The following is a 15,296-nucleotide window of genomic DNA, read 5'->3' as shown; positions in this document are numbered from 1 at the left end:
GTAGGAATGGAAAAGAAGCAATTAGACTGGGCAAATATCGGCTTTACTTATATACCGACCGATTATCGTTATGTAAGTAATTATAAAGATGGGGCATGGGATAAAGGGGCGCTTAGCACAGAGGCGAATATCGTTTTAAGCGAGTGCGCTGGGGTTCTGCAGTACGCGCAGACGGCCTTTGAAGGGTTAAAGGCGTATACCACTAAGGATGGCAGAATCGTGACCTTTCGGCCAGATCTCAATGCGGAGCGGATTAATAATTCGGCTAAGAGACTAGAGATGCCGCCATTGCCAGAAGGTCAGTTTCTTAACGCGGTCGATCAAGTGGTCAGTAGCAATGGGGCCTACGTACCTCCTTTTGGCTCGGGAGCGACTCTTTATTTAAGACCGTATATGTTTGGCAGTAGCCCGGTAATCGGGGTAAAGCCAGCCGAAGAGTATCAGTTCCGGGTGTTTGCCACCCCAGTTGGCCCGTATTTTAAGGGCGGGGTTAGGCCTCTTACATTAAGAATTTGTGATGAAGACCGGGCGGCACCAAACGGCACGGGGCACGTGAAAGCAGGACTTAACTACGCTATGAGTCTTCATGCGATTGTAGAAGCTCATACCTTAGGCTTTGATGAGAATATGTATCTTGATGCGGCTACAAAGTCGATGGTAGAAGAGACGGGCGGAGCGAACTTTATCTTTATTACGAAGGATAAAAAGGTGGTTACACCTAAGTCTAATACCATTTTACCGTCGATTACGAGACGTTCTCTAATGGAGGTGGCCGAAAAGTATTTAGGTCTTACTGTAGAAGAACGAGAGGTTCCAGTCTCTGAATTAGGAGAATTTGCAGAATGTGGTCTTTGTGGCACCGCAGCGGTGATTTCACCGGTAGGTAAAATCGTTGACCACGGTAAGGAGATTCTGTTGCCCAGTGGCATGGAAGGCATGGGAGAAGTAACCAAGCAGCTATACGATACGTTAACGGGTATCCAGATGGGTGAGATTGAAGCTCCAAAAGGCTGGATTCATGAGATAAAGGCATAATTAGAAGTGGTAAAATAGAATTTGCGTTCCGCAAATTCTTGCGCCTTCGGCGTGTGCTGTTGCACAAAGTTCCTATCGCCGAAGTGCGCATCCTTAGCGGAGCGCTTTTTATGTAATAGGAAAGTTCAAAGAACTTTCCTATTACACAAAAAAGGAAGGCGGTTGCCTTCTTTTTTCATTTACAAATCTGTGGTACAATATGGGGATGAACGAATATACTGACTTTGCGACAGTCTACGATCTTTTTATGGATAATGTTCCATATGAGGACTGGGCTGGGTTTATTACGAGACAATTACATAATGAGGATATAAGGCGCGGCGTAGTGGTCGATCTTGGCTGTGGAACGGGAGTTTTGACGAGGCTTATGAAAGCGCAAGGCTACCAGATGATGGGCGTTGAGGTATCGCCAGAGATGCTGAGTATTGCGGCTGGGAAAGCAGCGTCGATTCTGTATCTGAATCAGGATTTGCGGGAGCTAGAGCTTCCTGATAAGGTAGAGGCCTTTATCAGCACCTGTGATACGCTTAATTACCTGCTAAGCCCTGCCGAGCTTAAAGAGGTTTTTGCAAGAGCGTATCGGTATCTTAAAAAGGGTGGTGTGTTCTTTTTTGATTTTAATACGGTTCATAAATACCGGGATATTATTGGGGAAGAGACCATCGCTGAGAGTCGCGAGGATGGGGCTTTTATCTGGGATAATTACTACGACGAGGAAGAGCGCTTAAACGAATACGAGGTAACGTTTTTTCTTCAGGAAGAGGGGGAACTCTTTCGGCGACACCGGGAAGTCCATACCCAGAGAGCTTATGAGCTCGGGGAGATACGGTTCCTTTTAGAAGAGGTAGGGTTTACCATAAAGGGTGAGTTTGACGATTATCAGGAAGTAGAACCAAATGTTGAAAGCGAACGGATCTGCCTACTGGCACAAAAGATAAATGATAAGGAGTAGATAATAATGAACGATTATATGATTAGAGGAACTGCAGCAGGTGGCGAGATTCGCGTGTTTGCCGCTTACACCAAAGCAACGGTAGAAGAAGCTAGAGAACGTCACGGTCTAAGTCCAGTAGCGACAGCGGCGTTAGGTCGCTTGATGACAGGAGCGCTTATGATGGGCAGTATGATGAAGAATGATAGCGATGTGTTGACGCTTCAGATTCATGCAGATGGTCCTATCAATGGGCTGACGGTAACGGCAAATGCCAGAGGCGAGGTTAAGGGCTACGTAGGTAATCCAGAAGTTATGCTTCCGCCAAAGAACGGCAAATTAGACGTAGGTGGTGCCGTTGGTATTGGGCTTTTATCGGTAGTGAAGGATTTGGGACTGAAAGAGCCTTATTCGGGACAGACGATTCTCGTCAGCAGCGAAATCGGTGATGATTTGACGTATTATTTTGCCAATTCTGAGCAAGTACCTTCTTCAGTGGGCTTAGGCGTCTTAATGAATAAGGATAACACGGTTCGCCACGCCGGTGGCTTTATCATTCAGCTAATGCCTTTTGCTTCAGAAGAGACCATCAGTACCTTAGAAGCGAATATCGGCAAGATGAATTCGGTTACTCAGTACTTAGATGAGGGAATGACGCCGGTGGAACTAGCCCAGCAGGTATTAGGAGAGCTAGAGCTAGTGGTGCAAGGAGAGATGCCTGTAAAGTTCTACTGCGACTGTAATAAGGAAAAAGTAGCCGCGGCAGTAGCGAGTATTGCCAGAGAAGATATTGAAGAAATGATTGCAGATGATGAAGATATTGAAGTGAAGTGTCATTTTTGTAATACGGCTTATACCTATACTCCGGAAGACCTCCAGGGAATTTTGGATTATAGCGATAAGGAGGCGTAAGAGATGAAGGATGGATTTGTAAAAGTAGCCTGCGTCACTCCAGAAGTGAGGGTGGCAGATGTTGGTTTTAACGTAGAAGAAACGATTAAAAGAACCTTAGAAGCCGGAGCGGCGGGCGCCAAGGTAATCGTCTTTCCCGAGCTTAATTTAACTTCTTATACCTGTGGCGATCTATTCTTTCAGGAGCGGTTATTACGAAATGCTAGAGAAGGGCTTATGCGGGTAGCCGAAGCGACGAAGTCAGTAGATGCGTTAATCTTTGTGGGGCTACCTTTAGCCGTAGAAGGGGAGCTCTATAATGTGGCGGCGGCTCTTAATCACGGCCGTATTTTAGGCTTTGTGACCAAGTCTTTTCTACCGAATTACGGCGAGTTTTATGAGATGCGCCAGTTTGCCGAAGGCCCTAGTGAACCTCGTGAGATTCCCTTTGAAGGGGAAGTGGTACCTTTTGGGGCTAAGCTTTTGTTTTGCGCGTCTAAAATAGAGGGTTTGATTGTTGGGGCCGAAATATGCGAGGATTTGTGGTCGCCGATTCCCCCTAGTATTGAAATGGCCTTAGAAGGGGCTACGGTAATTGCGAATCTATCGGCTAGTAATGAGTTGGTGGGAAAAGAGGCCTACCGTGAAGAGCTAGTAAAGGGACAGGCGGCTCGGATTATCTGTGGGTATCTCTATGCTAACGCTGGTAATGGTGAGTCTACGACAGATGTGGTCTTTGGTGGACATAACTTAATTGCGGAAAACGGCAGTCTTTTAGCAGAAGGCGAGCGTTTTGTAGAAGGGATTACTTATACAGAAATCGATACGAAGCGGATACTAACAGAGCGCCAGAAGAATACGACTTTTCAAATGAGTGGTCAGAGGGTGTTAAAGCGCATTCCTTTTGAGATTGAGTTTACAGAAACGGTGCTTAGCCGTACGTTTAAGCGCTTGCCCTTTGTACCGATGGACCAGACGGAAATGAATTGTCGCTGTGAAGAGATTTTGGAGCTTCAAGCTCGTGGTCTTTGTAAGCGGCTACGTCATATCGGCGGCAAAAAGGTGGTCTTAGGGATTTCTGGTGGCCTTGACTCCACCTTAGCGCTAATGGTAGTAGCGAAAGCCTTTGATTACCTAGAGTTAGATAAAAAAGGGATTATCGCCATTACCATGCCAGCCTTTGGAACTACGGATCGCACCTATCAGAATGCCTGTGAACTGGTAAAAGGAATGGGAGCGACCTTACGGGAAATCAATATTAAGGAGGCGGTTCTTCAGCACTTTGCAGATATTAATCAGGACCCTGAGCTTCACGATGTAACCTATGAGAACTCTCAGGCCAGAGAACGGACCCAGGTCTTGATGGATGTGGCCAATCAAGAAGGTGGCTTAGTAATCGGTACTGGCGATATGTCAGAGCTTGCTCTTGGCTGGGCGACCTATAACGGGGATCATATGTCGATGTATGGGGTAAATGCTAGTATTCCCAAAACCTTAGTGCGGCATTTGGTGACGTATTATGCGGGTGTCTGGGAGGATGAGAAGATGGCGAAGGTACTCCTTGATATCGTGGATACTCCGGTTAGTCCAGAGCTGATTCCGGCAAAAGATGGTGAAATAGTCCAGAAGACCGAGGATTTAGTTGGCCCTTATGAGCTTCATGATTTCTTTCTCTATTATTTCTTGCGCTTTGGGTATGATACGGAGAAAATCCTGCGCATCGCTAAACTAGCCTTTGCCGGTGAATATGAAGAAGAAACTATCCGGAAGTGGCTTAAAATCTTTACAAGAAGATTTTTTAGCCAGCAGTTTAAGCGGTCTTGCTTACCAGATGGGGTAAAAGTGGGAAGTGTGGCCTTGTCTCCAAGAGGAGACTGGCGAATGCCTAGTGATGCAGTAAGCGATGGGTTTAGTATATAAAGAAAAAAAGAGAATTCCGGGCGGAATTCTCTTTTTTGACTAGTCTAATTTAATATCTTTAAATAAATCGCCCATGTTAAGGCTAATGTCTTCGGCTTTCGGGATATCTACTTTAAAGTTTTCTTCTCGTTCGTAACCGTCATCACCGCCTGGCTCAAGAGCCTTCATGCTTAAGCTGATTTTGCCATCTTTAATGCCGATGATTTTAACGTCTACCTTGTCGCCCTTTTTCAGAACGTCAGCTGGTGATTTCACCCGCTTACGGCTGATTTGAGAAACGTGGACGAGGCCAGAGAGACCGTTTTCTAAGACAACGAAAGCGCCGTATGTCTGAAGGCTGTCGACGGTTCCAGTGGTTACGGAACCAACTTTTACGTCTTCAAGCTTTTTCGCTTGCTCTTCTTGTTTTTTCTTTTTAAGAATCTCCACTGCCGATAAGACTAAGCGATTTTCTGCTTGGTTTACATCGATTACTTGGACTTCCATCTCTTTAAGGAGATACGTTTCTAAATCTTCCACATAGGAAAGTGAGAGCTTGGAAGCCGGGATAAAGCCGCGAATTCCTTCAACGTGAGCGATCACGCCGCCGTTTACAACACCTTCAACTTTGATATTTAGGACCGTTTTGTCCTCCATATATTTCTGTAGACGATTCCAAGGATTTGCATCATCGAAATGATCCTCTAAGTCCGCCATTGTGGTTGTTTCTTCATTTAATTCTTCGTTTTTGATTTCATCACTCATGGTTTTTATTACCTCTCTTCGTTTATCTTTATAGCGTATATTTTAATAGTATATCATATAATTGCAAAATGTGGTTGACGAAAATAATAAAAAAAGGCAAACTTATAAGGTAACCTTGAAAGAATAAGGAGTTAGACAGGAAATGAGTAAAGTAATATACGTAGTTGGTCATAAGAATCCGGATACCGATTCTATCTGCTCGGCAATCGCTTATGCCAACTTAAAGAACTTAATTAGCGACAATGAATACCTGCCCAAAAAGGCCGGTCACATTAATGATGAGACGGCTTACGTACTAAACAAATTTAAGGTGAAGGCACCGTCTACTTTGGCGAATGTACGCTTGCAGGTAAAGGATATTGATATTCACGATATCACCGGAGTGTCTCCCAGAGTTTCCATTAGAGAAGCATGGCAGCAAATGAAGCAGGAAAATGTCAAGGCCTTACCGGTTCTTGAAGGTGAAGAATTGGTAGGGATTATCTCTACAGGAGATATTGCCAGATCGTATATGGATGTATATGAAAATTCGTCTTTGGCAGATGCCGGCACTCAGTATAAAACGATTGCTCAGACCCTAGACGGAGAAGTGTTAACGGGAAACCCCCACGGGAAGTTTATGGCAGGTAAGGTGGCAATCGGGACTTCGGATACAGAACGCATTGCCGAGTTTGTGGAGAAGGATGATTTGGTGATTGTGGGCAACCGTGAAGATGCCCAGCGCTGTGCGGTAGAAGAGGATGTAAGCTGTATGGTGGTTTGTGGCAACGCTCAGGTCTCGGAAGAGGTCCGAGCCCTAGCGGAAGAGAAGTGCATTGTCATTATTCGGACCGCTTTTGATAGCTTCAATGCGGTTCGTCTGATTAACCAGAGTATTCCGGTAAAGCAATTTATGAGTAAGGGTCCCTTTGTCAGCTTTCGAATGAATGAATATGTCGATGACATTAAGGAAGTGATGGCCAGCAAAAAGTTTCGAGACTTTCCAATACTTGATAAGTCAGGGCGTTTTAAGGGCTTTATTTCCCGGAGACGCTTTATGAACTCTCGGAAAAAGAAAGTGATTCTTGTGGATCATAATGAAAAATCCCAAGCAATCGAAGGAATTGGCGAAGCGGAGATTCTAGAAATTATCGATCATCACCGTTTGGCCAGTATTGAAACTATGAATCCGGTCTATTTTCGGAATCAGCCAGTAGGCTGTACGGCGACTATCGTCTCCCAGATGTACGATGAGCACGGAATCGTTCCGGATCAAACCACGGCAGGACTTCTCTGCGCCGCTATCATCTCCGACACCTTGCTCTTTCGTTCGCCGACCTGTACACCGGTAGATGAACTGACGGCGAAAAGACTCGCTGGTCTTGCAGGAATCGATATGGCAGAGATGGCAAAGGCGATGTTTAAAGCTGGTAGCGCCTTAAATGACAAGAGCCCAGAAGAGATTGTCACGTTAGACTTTAAGCAGTTTACTGTAGATAAGACAACCTTTGGCATCGGTCAGTGTAGCTCTATGAGTTCGGAAGAGTTAGCGGATATTCGCCAGAAGGTGGAGCCGATAATGGAGAAGGTCTTAGAGAAGAAGAAACTGTCCTTATTGTACCTGATGTTAACCAATATTGTGGAGGAGACCTCCCTTGTTATCTGTGCCGGTAAAGGCGCGAAAGAGCTTTTGATCGCTTCTTTTGAGCTAGCCGAAGATGCGGAAGACGTCATCTTAAAGGGTGTGGTTTCCCGGAAGAAGCAAGTGACGCCAGCGGTTATCGAGGCGTTACAACAGTAGGGGGTATAAGTGATGAAAAAAGAATTATGGAAGCCGGGCAATATGGTCTATCCTTTGCCGGCGGTTATGGTGAGTACCGCTGATAAGGCGGGAAACGATAATATAATTACCATCGCCTGGACGGGAACGGTGTGTACGAATCCGCCATATGCGTATATTTCTGTCAGGCCAGAGCGATATTCCTATAACCTGATAAAGGAAAGTGGAGAGTTTGTGATTAACCTGACTACGGAAGCGCTTGCCATAGCTACAGACTGGTGCGGCGTACGTTCTGGCCGAGACTTCGATAAGTTTGCCGAGATGGGGCTGACTAGAGGGAAGGCCGAGAATCTAAGCTATGCGCCTACGATTGGCGAATCTCCCGTTAATATCGAGTGTAAAGTGACGGAGATTAAGGAGTTAGGATCGCACCATATGTTCTTAGCAGAGGTGGTCGGAGTACAGATTGACCCTCGGTATATGGAAGAGAGCGGTCGCTTTGCCTTAAATGAGACGGGACTAATCGCTTATTCCCACGGAGAGTACTATACCTTGGGAGAAAAGCTGGGTGGTTTTGGCCACAGTGTGAAAAAGAAATAAAATAGCGACCAACTTCTTAGAAGATAAAGAAGTGGTCGCTTTTTTGACTATTTTTGTGGTTCTTCTAAAGGCTTAATCTGTAACCGGAAGACCCGTTTTAGTAAAAAGGTACACATTATTACCGATACGATTTCCGCTAGGGGAATCGACCACCAAACGGCGCTTAGACCGATAAGCTTGGCAAAGATATAAGCCATAGGGAGAATGAAAATTAGCTGTCTAACGAAGGATATCAGCAGACTGTACAGTCCATTTCCTAGTGCTTGGAAAGTGGCGGAAGTAATAATACAAAAACCAGCAAAGATAAAACTGATACTGATCGTCCGCAGAGCAGGAACACCGATTTCTAACATTTGGTCAGAAGCGAAGAATAAGTTGGTCAAAATTGGCTCGGTACCAAACTGGAAGGCTAAAATACCGATCAACATAATCGTGATCGCAATCATTGCGCTGATTTTAATGGTTTCTTTGATACGCTTTGGATTGCGGGCACCGTAATTGTAGGCGATGATGGGAATCATACCGTTATTCAGTCCAAAGATCGGCATAAAGATAAAGCTCTGAAGCTTAAAGTAAATTCCTAGTACCGCAGCGGCGGTAGAAGAGAAGAGTAACAGGATCTTGTTTAGGCCAAAGGTCATGACAGAGCCGATGGACTGCATAATAATGGAAGGCAGACCAACTTTGTAGATATTGAGAATCGTTTGACCGTGAGGACGAAACTTGCGCATGTTTAGGTTTAGTTCTTTATTCTTAGCGAGGTTAAAGTAGATAGCTAAGCAAGCGGCGATAATCTGTCCAATAATGGTGGCAATAGCAGCACCGGATACCCCTAATTTAGGAAAGCCGAAGTAACCGAAGATTAAAATGGGGTCGAGAATGATGTTAATAATGGCCCCTATTCCCTGAGTAATCATGGTATAAAAGGTTCGTCCTGTTGACTGGAGTAAGCGCTCAAAGGTAATCTCTAAGAAGATACCAATGGAAAAGACAGAGATATAACGCATGTATGTGCTTCCCATCTCCACAATGCCTTCATGGTTAGTCTGAGTACTGAGAAAGAAGTTGGCTCCTAGTCCACAGATAACGGCGAAGGCCACAAAGCTTAAAAACCCAAGAAAGATACCGTTTCTTGCAGTTACATTGGCTTTTTCTGCTTGTTTTTCACCTAAGTGTCTAGATAAGAGAGCGTTGATACCTACACCGGTACCGGCGGCCACCGCAATCATTAGGTTCTGAATGGGGAAGACTAAGGATACCGCTGTCAGTGCATCTTCGCTTAAGCGGGCAACAAACATACTATCGACGATGTTATAGAGCGCTTGAACGAGCATGGAAAGCATAATCGGTAACGACATGCTGACTAGTAATTTGGGGATGGGCATAGTTCCCATCTTATTTTCTTTTTGTATTTCTTGTGACATTTCATTTCCTCCTGCCATATAGCATGAATAACCAACTCGGGGTGTCTATGCTTGGAAGTGGTATCTTGTGCACCGAAGTGCAAACAAGGATGTAAGTCTTCGACTTACTTTACTAGCCGTAACACTTTCGTCTTTCGAACCTGTATTGTACAGGCTGTTCGTGCCATGAAGGCGGTCTCATGCCGCCACTATCCGTTTGACCGGAATACTTTTACAGTTTAAATCTCGAAGATTAATAACCTTAGGCGATTCTAATGTTTCTCGTTTTAGCTCTAGAGAAGATGTTGGAATCGCTTTTCTCATTATGTTAGCCGCAGCGTTTACATCCGCATTTAAAATGACACCTGAACCAGAAGCATATAACCCCCTTTTGATTCGCTTACCGCTAAAAATCGTCAAAGGACTATCTGCCTGCCTTTGGGAATATACGGGCATGACATCACTCGACAGAAAATCTGCTTTTGATGTATAAGATTCTTCCTGTTCGTACACAGAGATTCCTGCCCACTCGGCTTTGTAGCGTATCATTTCTTTAAGTATGCCTAGAGGAATCTGGGTAAAGGACTGATTCATTGCCTTTCCTAGATTTGCTTCTTGCTTCCATCCCTGATTAACTCCAAGAATTAGCGTTCCTACGCCATCCTTTACACAGGCGTTGACGATATCCCTACTTACTTTGTGAAAGTAGTCTTGGATAAATAAATGGCGATCTTTACTTAACCTCGTAAGTCGCCTTGAGGACACTCTTTGCTTTACTTGATGTCCTTTTGTCATAATGGATGTAAGCCTAGCTCGTTCTTTATTAAACCATTGATTCTTTGATTTGATAATCCCGCCCTTGTATACTTGGCAAATATCACCTGTGGATACTATGGTTGCAAGATTGTTAATCCCAAAATCAATGGCTGCCACTCTTTCGCCGGTACAGACTTCTAGTACTGGAAATTCTAGTACAATGCCAAGCTTATAAGAATCGTAACACCGAGAAACCTGAACCATCTTTAGCTTGGCATCTAATGGCAAACTTGCCAGAAGATAATGTCCTTTCTTCTTAGGGAACTTAAGGTTAGCGCCTTCGGTGCAATCTTCCCTGGCGTAAAGAACACAGTCTTGATTTGTAAAAAGAAAGGAGCAGAACTCTCCCTTCTTATATCTTGGCATCTGCGGCTCCCCTAAGTATTTATGGGAATTATTCCCGTAGTCCTTCTTAGCTGCTAACCAGTTATTAAAATCCGTAACAGCTTGCTTAACTACCGCCTGCGCACTTTGCATGGGAAGTCCTGCAAAGAAATCTGGATTCTCGGTTACTCGCATTAACTTCTCAAGGAAGGTATAAGTAAGTACAGACTTAGGCTTTTGCAGATGGGGATAACGACTTAAGACTTGCCTGATTTCTTCTGCTACAAACTCTTCATTTTCTGAAAGAACTTCTTTCCTTCTGCCGGTGAAGTTTTGTCGTATACGAAACAAAGACGCATTGTAAAGACTCTTAGCAAGAAATCCTAAGTCTTCAAGGTAAGTATATAGTTCTGGCTCTTTCCTCTTAGATATTAATATTTGCTTTGATTTATACATATGGTTGAACCTCTTGATAACCCTTTGTTTCTATAGTGTAATTGTACCATTATCACAAGCGGACGCAAAGGGGAAAAGAGAACGTATGTTCAGAAATAATAATCAACCTTATTACACGAATCGGCTCGGGTTTTCTTCTTCAATATCATCTTGTTCTGGTTGCAAGGTACCGATACTTTTTGAAGTGACTCCAGGGATGGCGCCGACGGAATTTATGAATCTGCTAAAAACCAAGACAGCAAGATTTGCCAGGCGAGATTATCCTACAGAAGTAGGGAGGTTTTACTGGAAACCTTACTTTTGGTCGAGTAGTTATTTTGTTGCTACTGTTAGCGAGCAAAGCCTCTCTCTAGTACAAGAATATATTAAAAATCAGTAGCATTCACCTGCGCCCATGCAAGTTTTATGGACGTGGTACTCTGCTTTACTTTATAGCCTTTCTATCTTAACAGAGGTAATAGGGGGATGTAAAGAGAAAAGAAATCTTGTTATTTTTAAGGGAAATGATATAATAAGAACAAATGTTCAATGGAGGCAAGAAAAGATGCATGAATTTTCCCGAACGGAGCTCTTGATCGGCGAAGAAGGAATTGAGAAGTTACGAAAGGCAACGGTAATGGTTTTTGGTGTGGGAGGAGTAGGCTCTCACTGTATTGAAGCCCTAGCCAGAAGTGGGATAGGAAGGCTTATCCTGATTGATAATGATGTAGTGTCGCTGACGAATATCAATCGCCAGTCCATCGCTTATCACAGTACCATTGGCCAGCAAAAGACCTTATTAATGAAAGAACGCATTGCTGACATTTGTAAAGAGACGTGGGTTTCAACTCATGAAGTCTTTGTGTTGCCGGAAAATGTCCAGGAGCTTTTTGCCGGAGAGGACCAAGTAGACTATATTGTCGATGCTATTGATACGGTGACGGCGAAGCTCGCCTTAGTAGAGGTCGCTAAGGAAAGAAACATACCGATTATCTCTAGCATGGGTACCGGTAATAAGCTTTCGGCCCAGAACTTTCAGATTACAGACATTAGTAAGACGAGCATGGATCCTTTAGCCAAGGTGATGCGCAGAGAGTTAAAAAAGCGGGGGATTTATCATTTAAAGGTGCTTTATTCAGATGAGAAGCAGATAGACACGTCCGGACGTAGTACGGGAGAAGATAGCGGTACGCGCAGAAGTATTCCTGGTAGTTGTGCCTTTGTACCTCCGGTAGCTGGATTATTGATTGCCGGTGAAGTGGTAAGAGAGATTATAAAGAGGTGAGTATAGATGGATTTATTTGATTACGCTGCTCAGCAGAAAAAGGAAAAGGAGTCGCCCTTAGCCGCTAGGTTAAGGCCGACCACCCTTGAAGAGGTAGTAGGGCAAAGCCATATTATCGGTAAGGATAAGCTGCTCTATCGGGCGATTAAAGCGGATAAGCTTAGTTCAGTTATCTTTTACGGGCCACCAGGGACAGGAAAGACGACGCTAGCTAAGGTGATTGCAAATACTACCAGTGCCGAATTTGTCCAGATTAATGCCACGATTTCCGGGAAAAAGGAGATGGAAGGAGTGGTTGCGGGAGCCAAGGAAACCCTGGGGATGTACCAGAAGCGGACGATTCTTTTTGTGGATGAGATTCACCGTTTTAATAAGGCACAGCAGGACTATCTCTTGCCCTTTGTGGAAGACGGCACCATTATTTTGATTGGGGCGACAACGGAAAACCCTTATTTTGAGGTAAACGGGGCCCTTCTTTCAAGATCAAGTATTTTTGAACTACAGCCTTTAGATAAGGAAGATATTAAGGAACTTATTCGCCGAGCAGTCTATGATAAGGAAAAAGGACTGGGAAGCTACGACGGGGTTATCGATGAAGAGGCCTTGGATTTTTTAGCGGATATGGCTGGTGGGGATGCTAGAAGTGCTCTTAACGGTATCGAGCTAGGGATTATGACTACTGAGCGTAGCAGTGATGGCAAAATTCATATCACTCTAGATGTGGCGGCAGAATGTATTCAGAAGCGAGTGGTTCACTATGATAAGCAAGGGGATAATCACTACGATACCATTTCCGCTTTTATTAAAAGTATGCGGGGGTCGGATCCAGATGCGGCAGTGTATTATTTGGCCAAAATGCTAGCGGCCGGCGAGGACATTAAGTTTATCGCGAGAAGGATGATGATCTGTGCGTCAGAAGATGTAGGAAATGCTGACCCTATGGCTCTTAATGTGGCTGTCTCGGCTAGCCTAGCAGTAGAACGGGTTGGCATGCCAGAGGCTCAGATTATTCTCTCTCAGGCGGTACTTTATATCGCTTGTGCGCCGAAAAGCAATGCGGCAAATAACGCGATCTTTGCCGCAAATGCCAGTGTTCGTACGAAGAAGACTAGCGTACCGCCTCATTTGCAAGACGCTCACTATAAAGGAGCACCGGATTTAGGAAGAGGTACGGGCTATAAATATGCTCATGATTATCCTCATCACTACGTGGCTCAGCAGTATTTACCGGACGAGATTATTAATGAGCGGTTTTACGAGCCCAGCGATAATGGGTACGAGCAGACCATTAAAAAGTGGTTCCAGCAGATAAAGAAATAAAGGGGCGGGAGTCCCCTTTATTTTTTTTAGGTTGAGGTGTTGACAAGGAGCCTTAAGGGTGGTAAATTATAACAGAACGATATTAGCACTCCGTTTAAATGAGTGCTAACAAATAAACTAAGGAGAGTGCTATGGTGTCGGATTATGGTTTAGATGAGCGTAAACTAAAGATTTTACAAGCGATTATCAAGAATTATTTAGAGACTGGTGAACCGGTAGGTTCGCGAACGATTTCTAAATATGCTGACTTAAATCTCAGCTCCGCCACGATTCGTAATGAGATGGCAGACCTTGTGGAGATGGGTTATATCTTACAACCTCATACCTCTGCCGGTCGAATTCCTTCCGATAAAGGGTATCGTCTTTATGTAGATATGCTGATGAGTGAGAAGGAACAAGAGATCCAAGAGAAGCAAGAAGCGATGCTTGAGCGGGTGGATAAGATGGAAAAGCTCTTAAAGCAAGCCGCGAAAGTGTTGGCAACGAATACGAACTACGCCACGCTGATTACTTCGCCAGCCGCCGCCTCCAATAGAATTAAGTTTATTCAGCTCTCAAAGGTGAATGACGAACAGATTATCGCCGTTATCGTTCTTGGTGGTAACGTGATTAAGAACAAGATTATCGAAGTAGATGATAGCATTACCGACGAAATGCTTTTAAAGCTTAATATGCTTCTCAACACCACCTTAAATGGAATGGCAATCGAAAGTATTAATCTGGGCTTAATCGCCAGATTAAAGGAAGAAGCGGGTAGCCATAGCGAAGTAATCGGCTGTGTTCTCGATGCGGTGGCGGAGGCCATCTCCATCGACGACGAAATGCAAGTTTACACTAGTGGGACGACGAATCTCTTTAAGTACCCTGAACTTAGCGATAAGGAGAGTGCGGAAGAGATTATTAATGCCTTTGAAGAAAAGCAGCAGTTAGCCAATTTGGTAAGCCATACCTTGTCTCAGGAAGAAAATACGGGTATTCAGGTCTATATTGGTGATGAAGCACCGGTAGAGAATATGAAGGACTGCAGCGTTGTAACCGCCACCTATGATTTAGGAGAAGGGCTAAAAGGCAGTATCGGTATTATCGGTCCCAAGCGGATGGATTACGAACACGTGCTTAAGTCCATGAAGAAGTTACAACTTGAACTAGACAATATGTTTAATGAAAATAGAGAGAATAACGACAGTTAGAAAGGTGGCTAGTAAATTGAGTGAAGAAAAGAAGAGCCAGGAAGACATGGTGAAAGAGGCGGTAGAAGACGCCAAGGAAAATGAGCAAGTCATGTCTGAGGACGAAGAGAAAGAGTTAAAAGAAGAAGCAAGCGAAGTGAAGAAAGAGAAGAAGACGTCGAAGCGGGCGAAGAAAGATAAAAAAGATGAAAAGATTGAAGAACTTACCGATCGTCTTACCCGTCAGATGGCAGAGTTTGATAACTTTCGTAAGCGGACAGATAAAGAAAAATCTCAGATGTACGAGATTGGTGCAAAAGATGTGGTAGAAAAAATTCTTCCGGTAATCGATAACTTTGAACGAGGACTGGAAGCCGTGCCGACAGAAGATAAGGACAATTCCTTTATTCAAGGGATGGAGATGATCTATAAGCAGCTCCTTACTTCTTTGGAAGAACTCGGTGTCAAACCGATAGAGGCCGTCGGCAACCCTTTTAATCCGGACTTTCACAATGCAGTTATGCATGTGGATGATGAGAACTTCGGGGAAAACGAAGTGACGGAAGAGTTCCAAAAGGGATATATGTACAGAGACAGCGTAGTCAGACACAGTATGGTTAAAGTAGCAAACTAATAAAAATGAATGATAAATGGAGGTCATAAA

The 15,296-nt window shown here is 44.2% G+C and carries 14 protein-coding genes; 11 read left to right on the top strand and 3 right to left on the bottom strand.

Going from position 1 to position 15,296, the window contains the following annotated elements:
- Positions 1-6 precede the first annotated feature (6 nt).
- The 4 genes from NHH16_RS07650 to NHH16_RS07635 all read left to right on the top strand — a co-directional run bounded on the left by NHH16_RS07650 (position 7) and on the right by NHH16_RS07635 (position 4,777).
- On the top strand, positions 7-1,035 hold the full coding sequence (locus tag NHH16_RS07650) for a branched-chain amino acid aminotransferase (RefSeq protein WP_262068999.1): 1,029 nt from the start codon (positions 7-9) through the stop codon (positions 1,033-1,035).
- 205 nt (positions 1,036-1,240) lie between these two features.
- Entirely contained in the window at positions 1,241-1,987 is a 747-nt protein-coding gene (locus NHH16_RS07645; RefSeq protein ID WP_262069036.1) for a class I SAM-dependent DNA methyltransferase, read from the top strand.
- 6 nt (positions 1,988-1,993) lie between these two features.
- Positions 1,994-2,878, top strand: a complete 885-nt coding sequence (hslO, locus tag NHH16_RS07640; RefSeq protein WP_262068998.1) for an Hsp33 family molecular chaperone HslO — start codon at positions 1,994-1,996, stop codon at positions 2,876-2,878.
- Between the two features lie 3 nt (positions 2,879-2,881).
- Positions 2,882-4,777 carry an NAD(+) synthase gene (locus tag NHH16_RS07635; RefSeq protein WP_262068997.1) on the top strand — a complete coding sequence of 632 codons (1,896 nt, stop codon included), beginning with the start codon at positions 2,882-2,884 and terminating at the stop codon, positions 4,775-4,777.
- A 39-nt stretch (positions 4,778-4,816) separates the two neighbouring features.
- Here NHH16_RS07635 and NHH16_RS07630 read toward each other — a convergent pair whose 3' ends face one another.
- Complete coding sequence (locus NHH16_RS07630; protein WP_262068996.1) at positions 4,817-5,521, bottom strand: S1 RNA-binding domain-containing protein; 705 nt, start codon at positions 5,519-5,521, stop codon at positions 4,817-4,819.
- A 142-nt stretch (positions 5,522-5,663) separates the two neighbouring features.
- Here NHH16_RS07630 and NHH16_RS07625 point away from each other — a divergent pair, with 142 nt between their 5' ends.
- Together NHH16_RS07625 and NHH16_RS07620 are read left to right on the top strand one after the other, a co-directional pair.
- On the top strand, positions 5,664-7,301 hold the full coding sequence (locus NHH16_RS07625) for a putative manganese-dependent inorganic diphosphatase (protein ID WP_262068995.1): 1,638 nt from the start codon (positions 5,664-5,666) through the stop codon (positions 7,299-7,301).
- A gap of 12 nt (positions 7,302-7,313) precedes the next feature.
- Positions 7,314-7,880 carry a flavin reductase family protein gene (locus tag NHH16_RS07620; protein WP_262068994.1) on the top strand — a complete coding sequence of 189 codons (567 nt, stop codon included), beginning with the start codon at positions 7,314-7,316 and terminating at the stop codon, positions 7,878-7,880.
- A 47-nt stretch (positions 7,881-7,927) separates the two neighbouring features.
- Here the strand turns inward: NHH16_RS07620 and NHH16_RS07615 are convergent, their stop codons facing one another.
- On the bottom strand, positions 7,928-9,304 hold the full coding sequence (locus NHH16_RS07615) for an MATE family efflux transporter (protein ID WP_262068993.1): 1,377 nt from the start codon (positions 9,302-9,304) through the stop codon (positions 7,928-7,930).
- A 177-nt stretch (positions 9,305-9,481) separates the two neighbouring features.
- The gene (locus NHH16_RS07610; RefSeq protein ID WP_262068992.1) at positions 9,482-10,879 is read right to left on the bottom strand and encodes an RNA-guided endonuclease InsQ/TnpB family protein; all 1,398 of its coding nucleotides are present in this window, start codon (positions 10,877-10,879) and stop codon (positions 9,482-9,484) included.
- 85 nt (positions 10,880-10,964) lie between these two features.
- On the opposite strand from NHH16_RS07610, the gene tnpA reads away from it, so the two are divergent.
- The 5 genes from tnpA to grpE all read left to right on the top strand — a co-directional run bounded on the left by tnpA (position 10,965) and on the right by grpE (position 15,266).
- The gene (tnpA, locus tag NHH16_RS07605) at positions 10,965-11,258 is read left to right on the top strand and encodes an IS200/IS605 family transposase (RefSeq protein ID WP_262068991.1); all 294 of its coding nucleotides are present in this window, start codon (positions 10,965-10,967) and stop codon (positions 11,256-11,258) included.
- A 165-nt stretch (positions 11,259-11,423) separates the two neighbouring features.
- Complete coding sequence (locus NHH16_RS07600) at positions 11,424-12,143, top strand: tRNA threonylcarbamoyladenosine dehydratase (RefSeq protein WP_262068990.1); 720 nt, start codon at positions 11,424-11,426, stop codon at positions 12,141-12,143.
- Positions 12,144-12,149: 6 nt separating this feature from the next.
- Complete coding sequence (locus NHH16_RS07595; protein WP_262068989.1) at positions 12,150-13,463, top strand: replication-associated recombination protein A; 1,314 nt, start codon at positions 12,150-12,152, stop codon at positions 13,461-13,463.
- A 131-nt stretch (positions 13,464-13,594) separates the two neighbouring features.
- Positions 13,595-14,653: a heat-inducible transcriptional repressor HrcA gene (gene hrcA / locus NHH16_RS07590; protein WP_262068988.1), complete on the top strand. Its 1,059-nt coding sequence runs from the start codon at positions 13,595-13,597 to the stop codon at positions 14,651-14,653.
- A gap of 46 nt (positions 14,654-14,699) precedes the next feature.
- A complete protein-coding gene (gene grpE / locus NHH16_RS07585; protein WP_262069035.1) occupies positions 14,700-15,266 on the top strand; it encodes a nucleotide exchange factor GrpE in 567 nt (188 codons plus the stop codon).
- Positions 15,267-15,296: the final 30 nt, after the last annotated feature.

The organism is Ohessyouella blattaphilus (assembly GCF_024721265.1).
In the GTDB taxonomy this organism is placed as follows: Bacteria; Bacillota; Clostridia; order Lachnospirales; family Lachnospiraceae; genus Aequitasia; species Aequitasia blattaphilus_A.
This window is presented reverse-complemented; position numbering and strand designations above follow the sequence as displayed.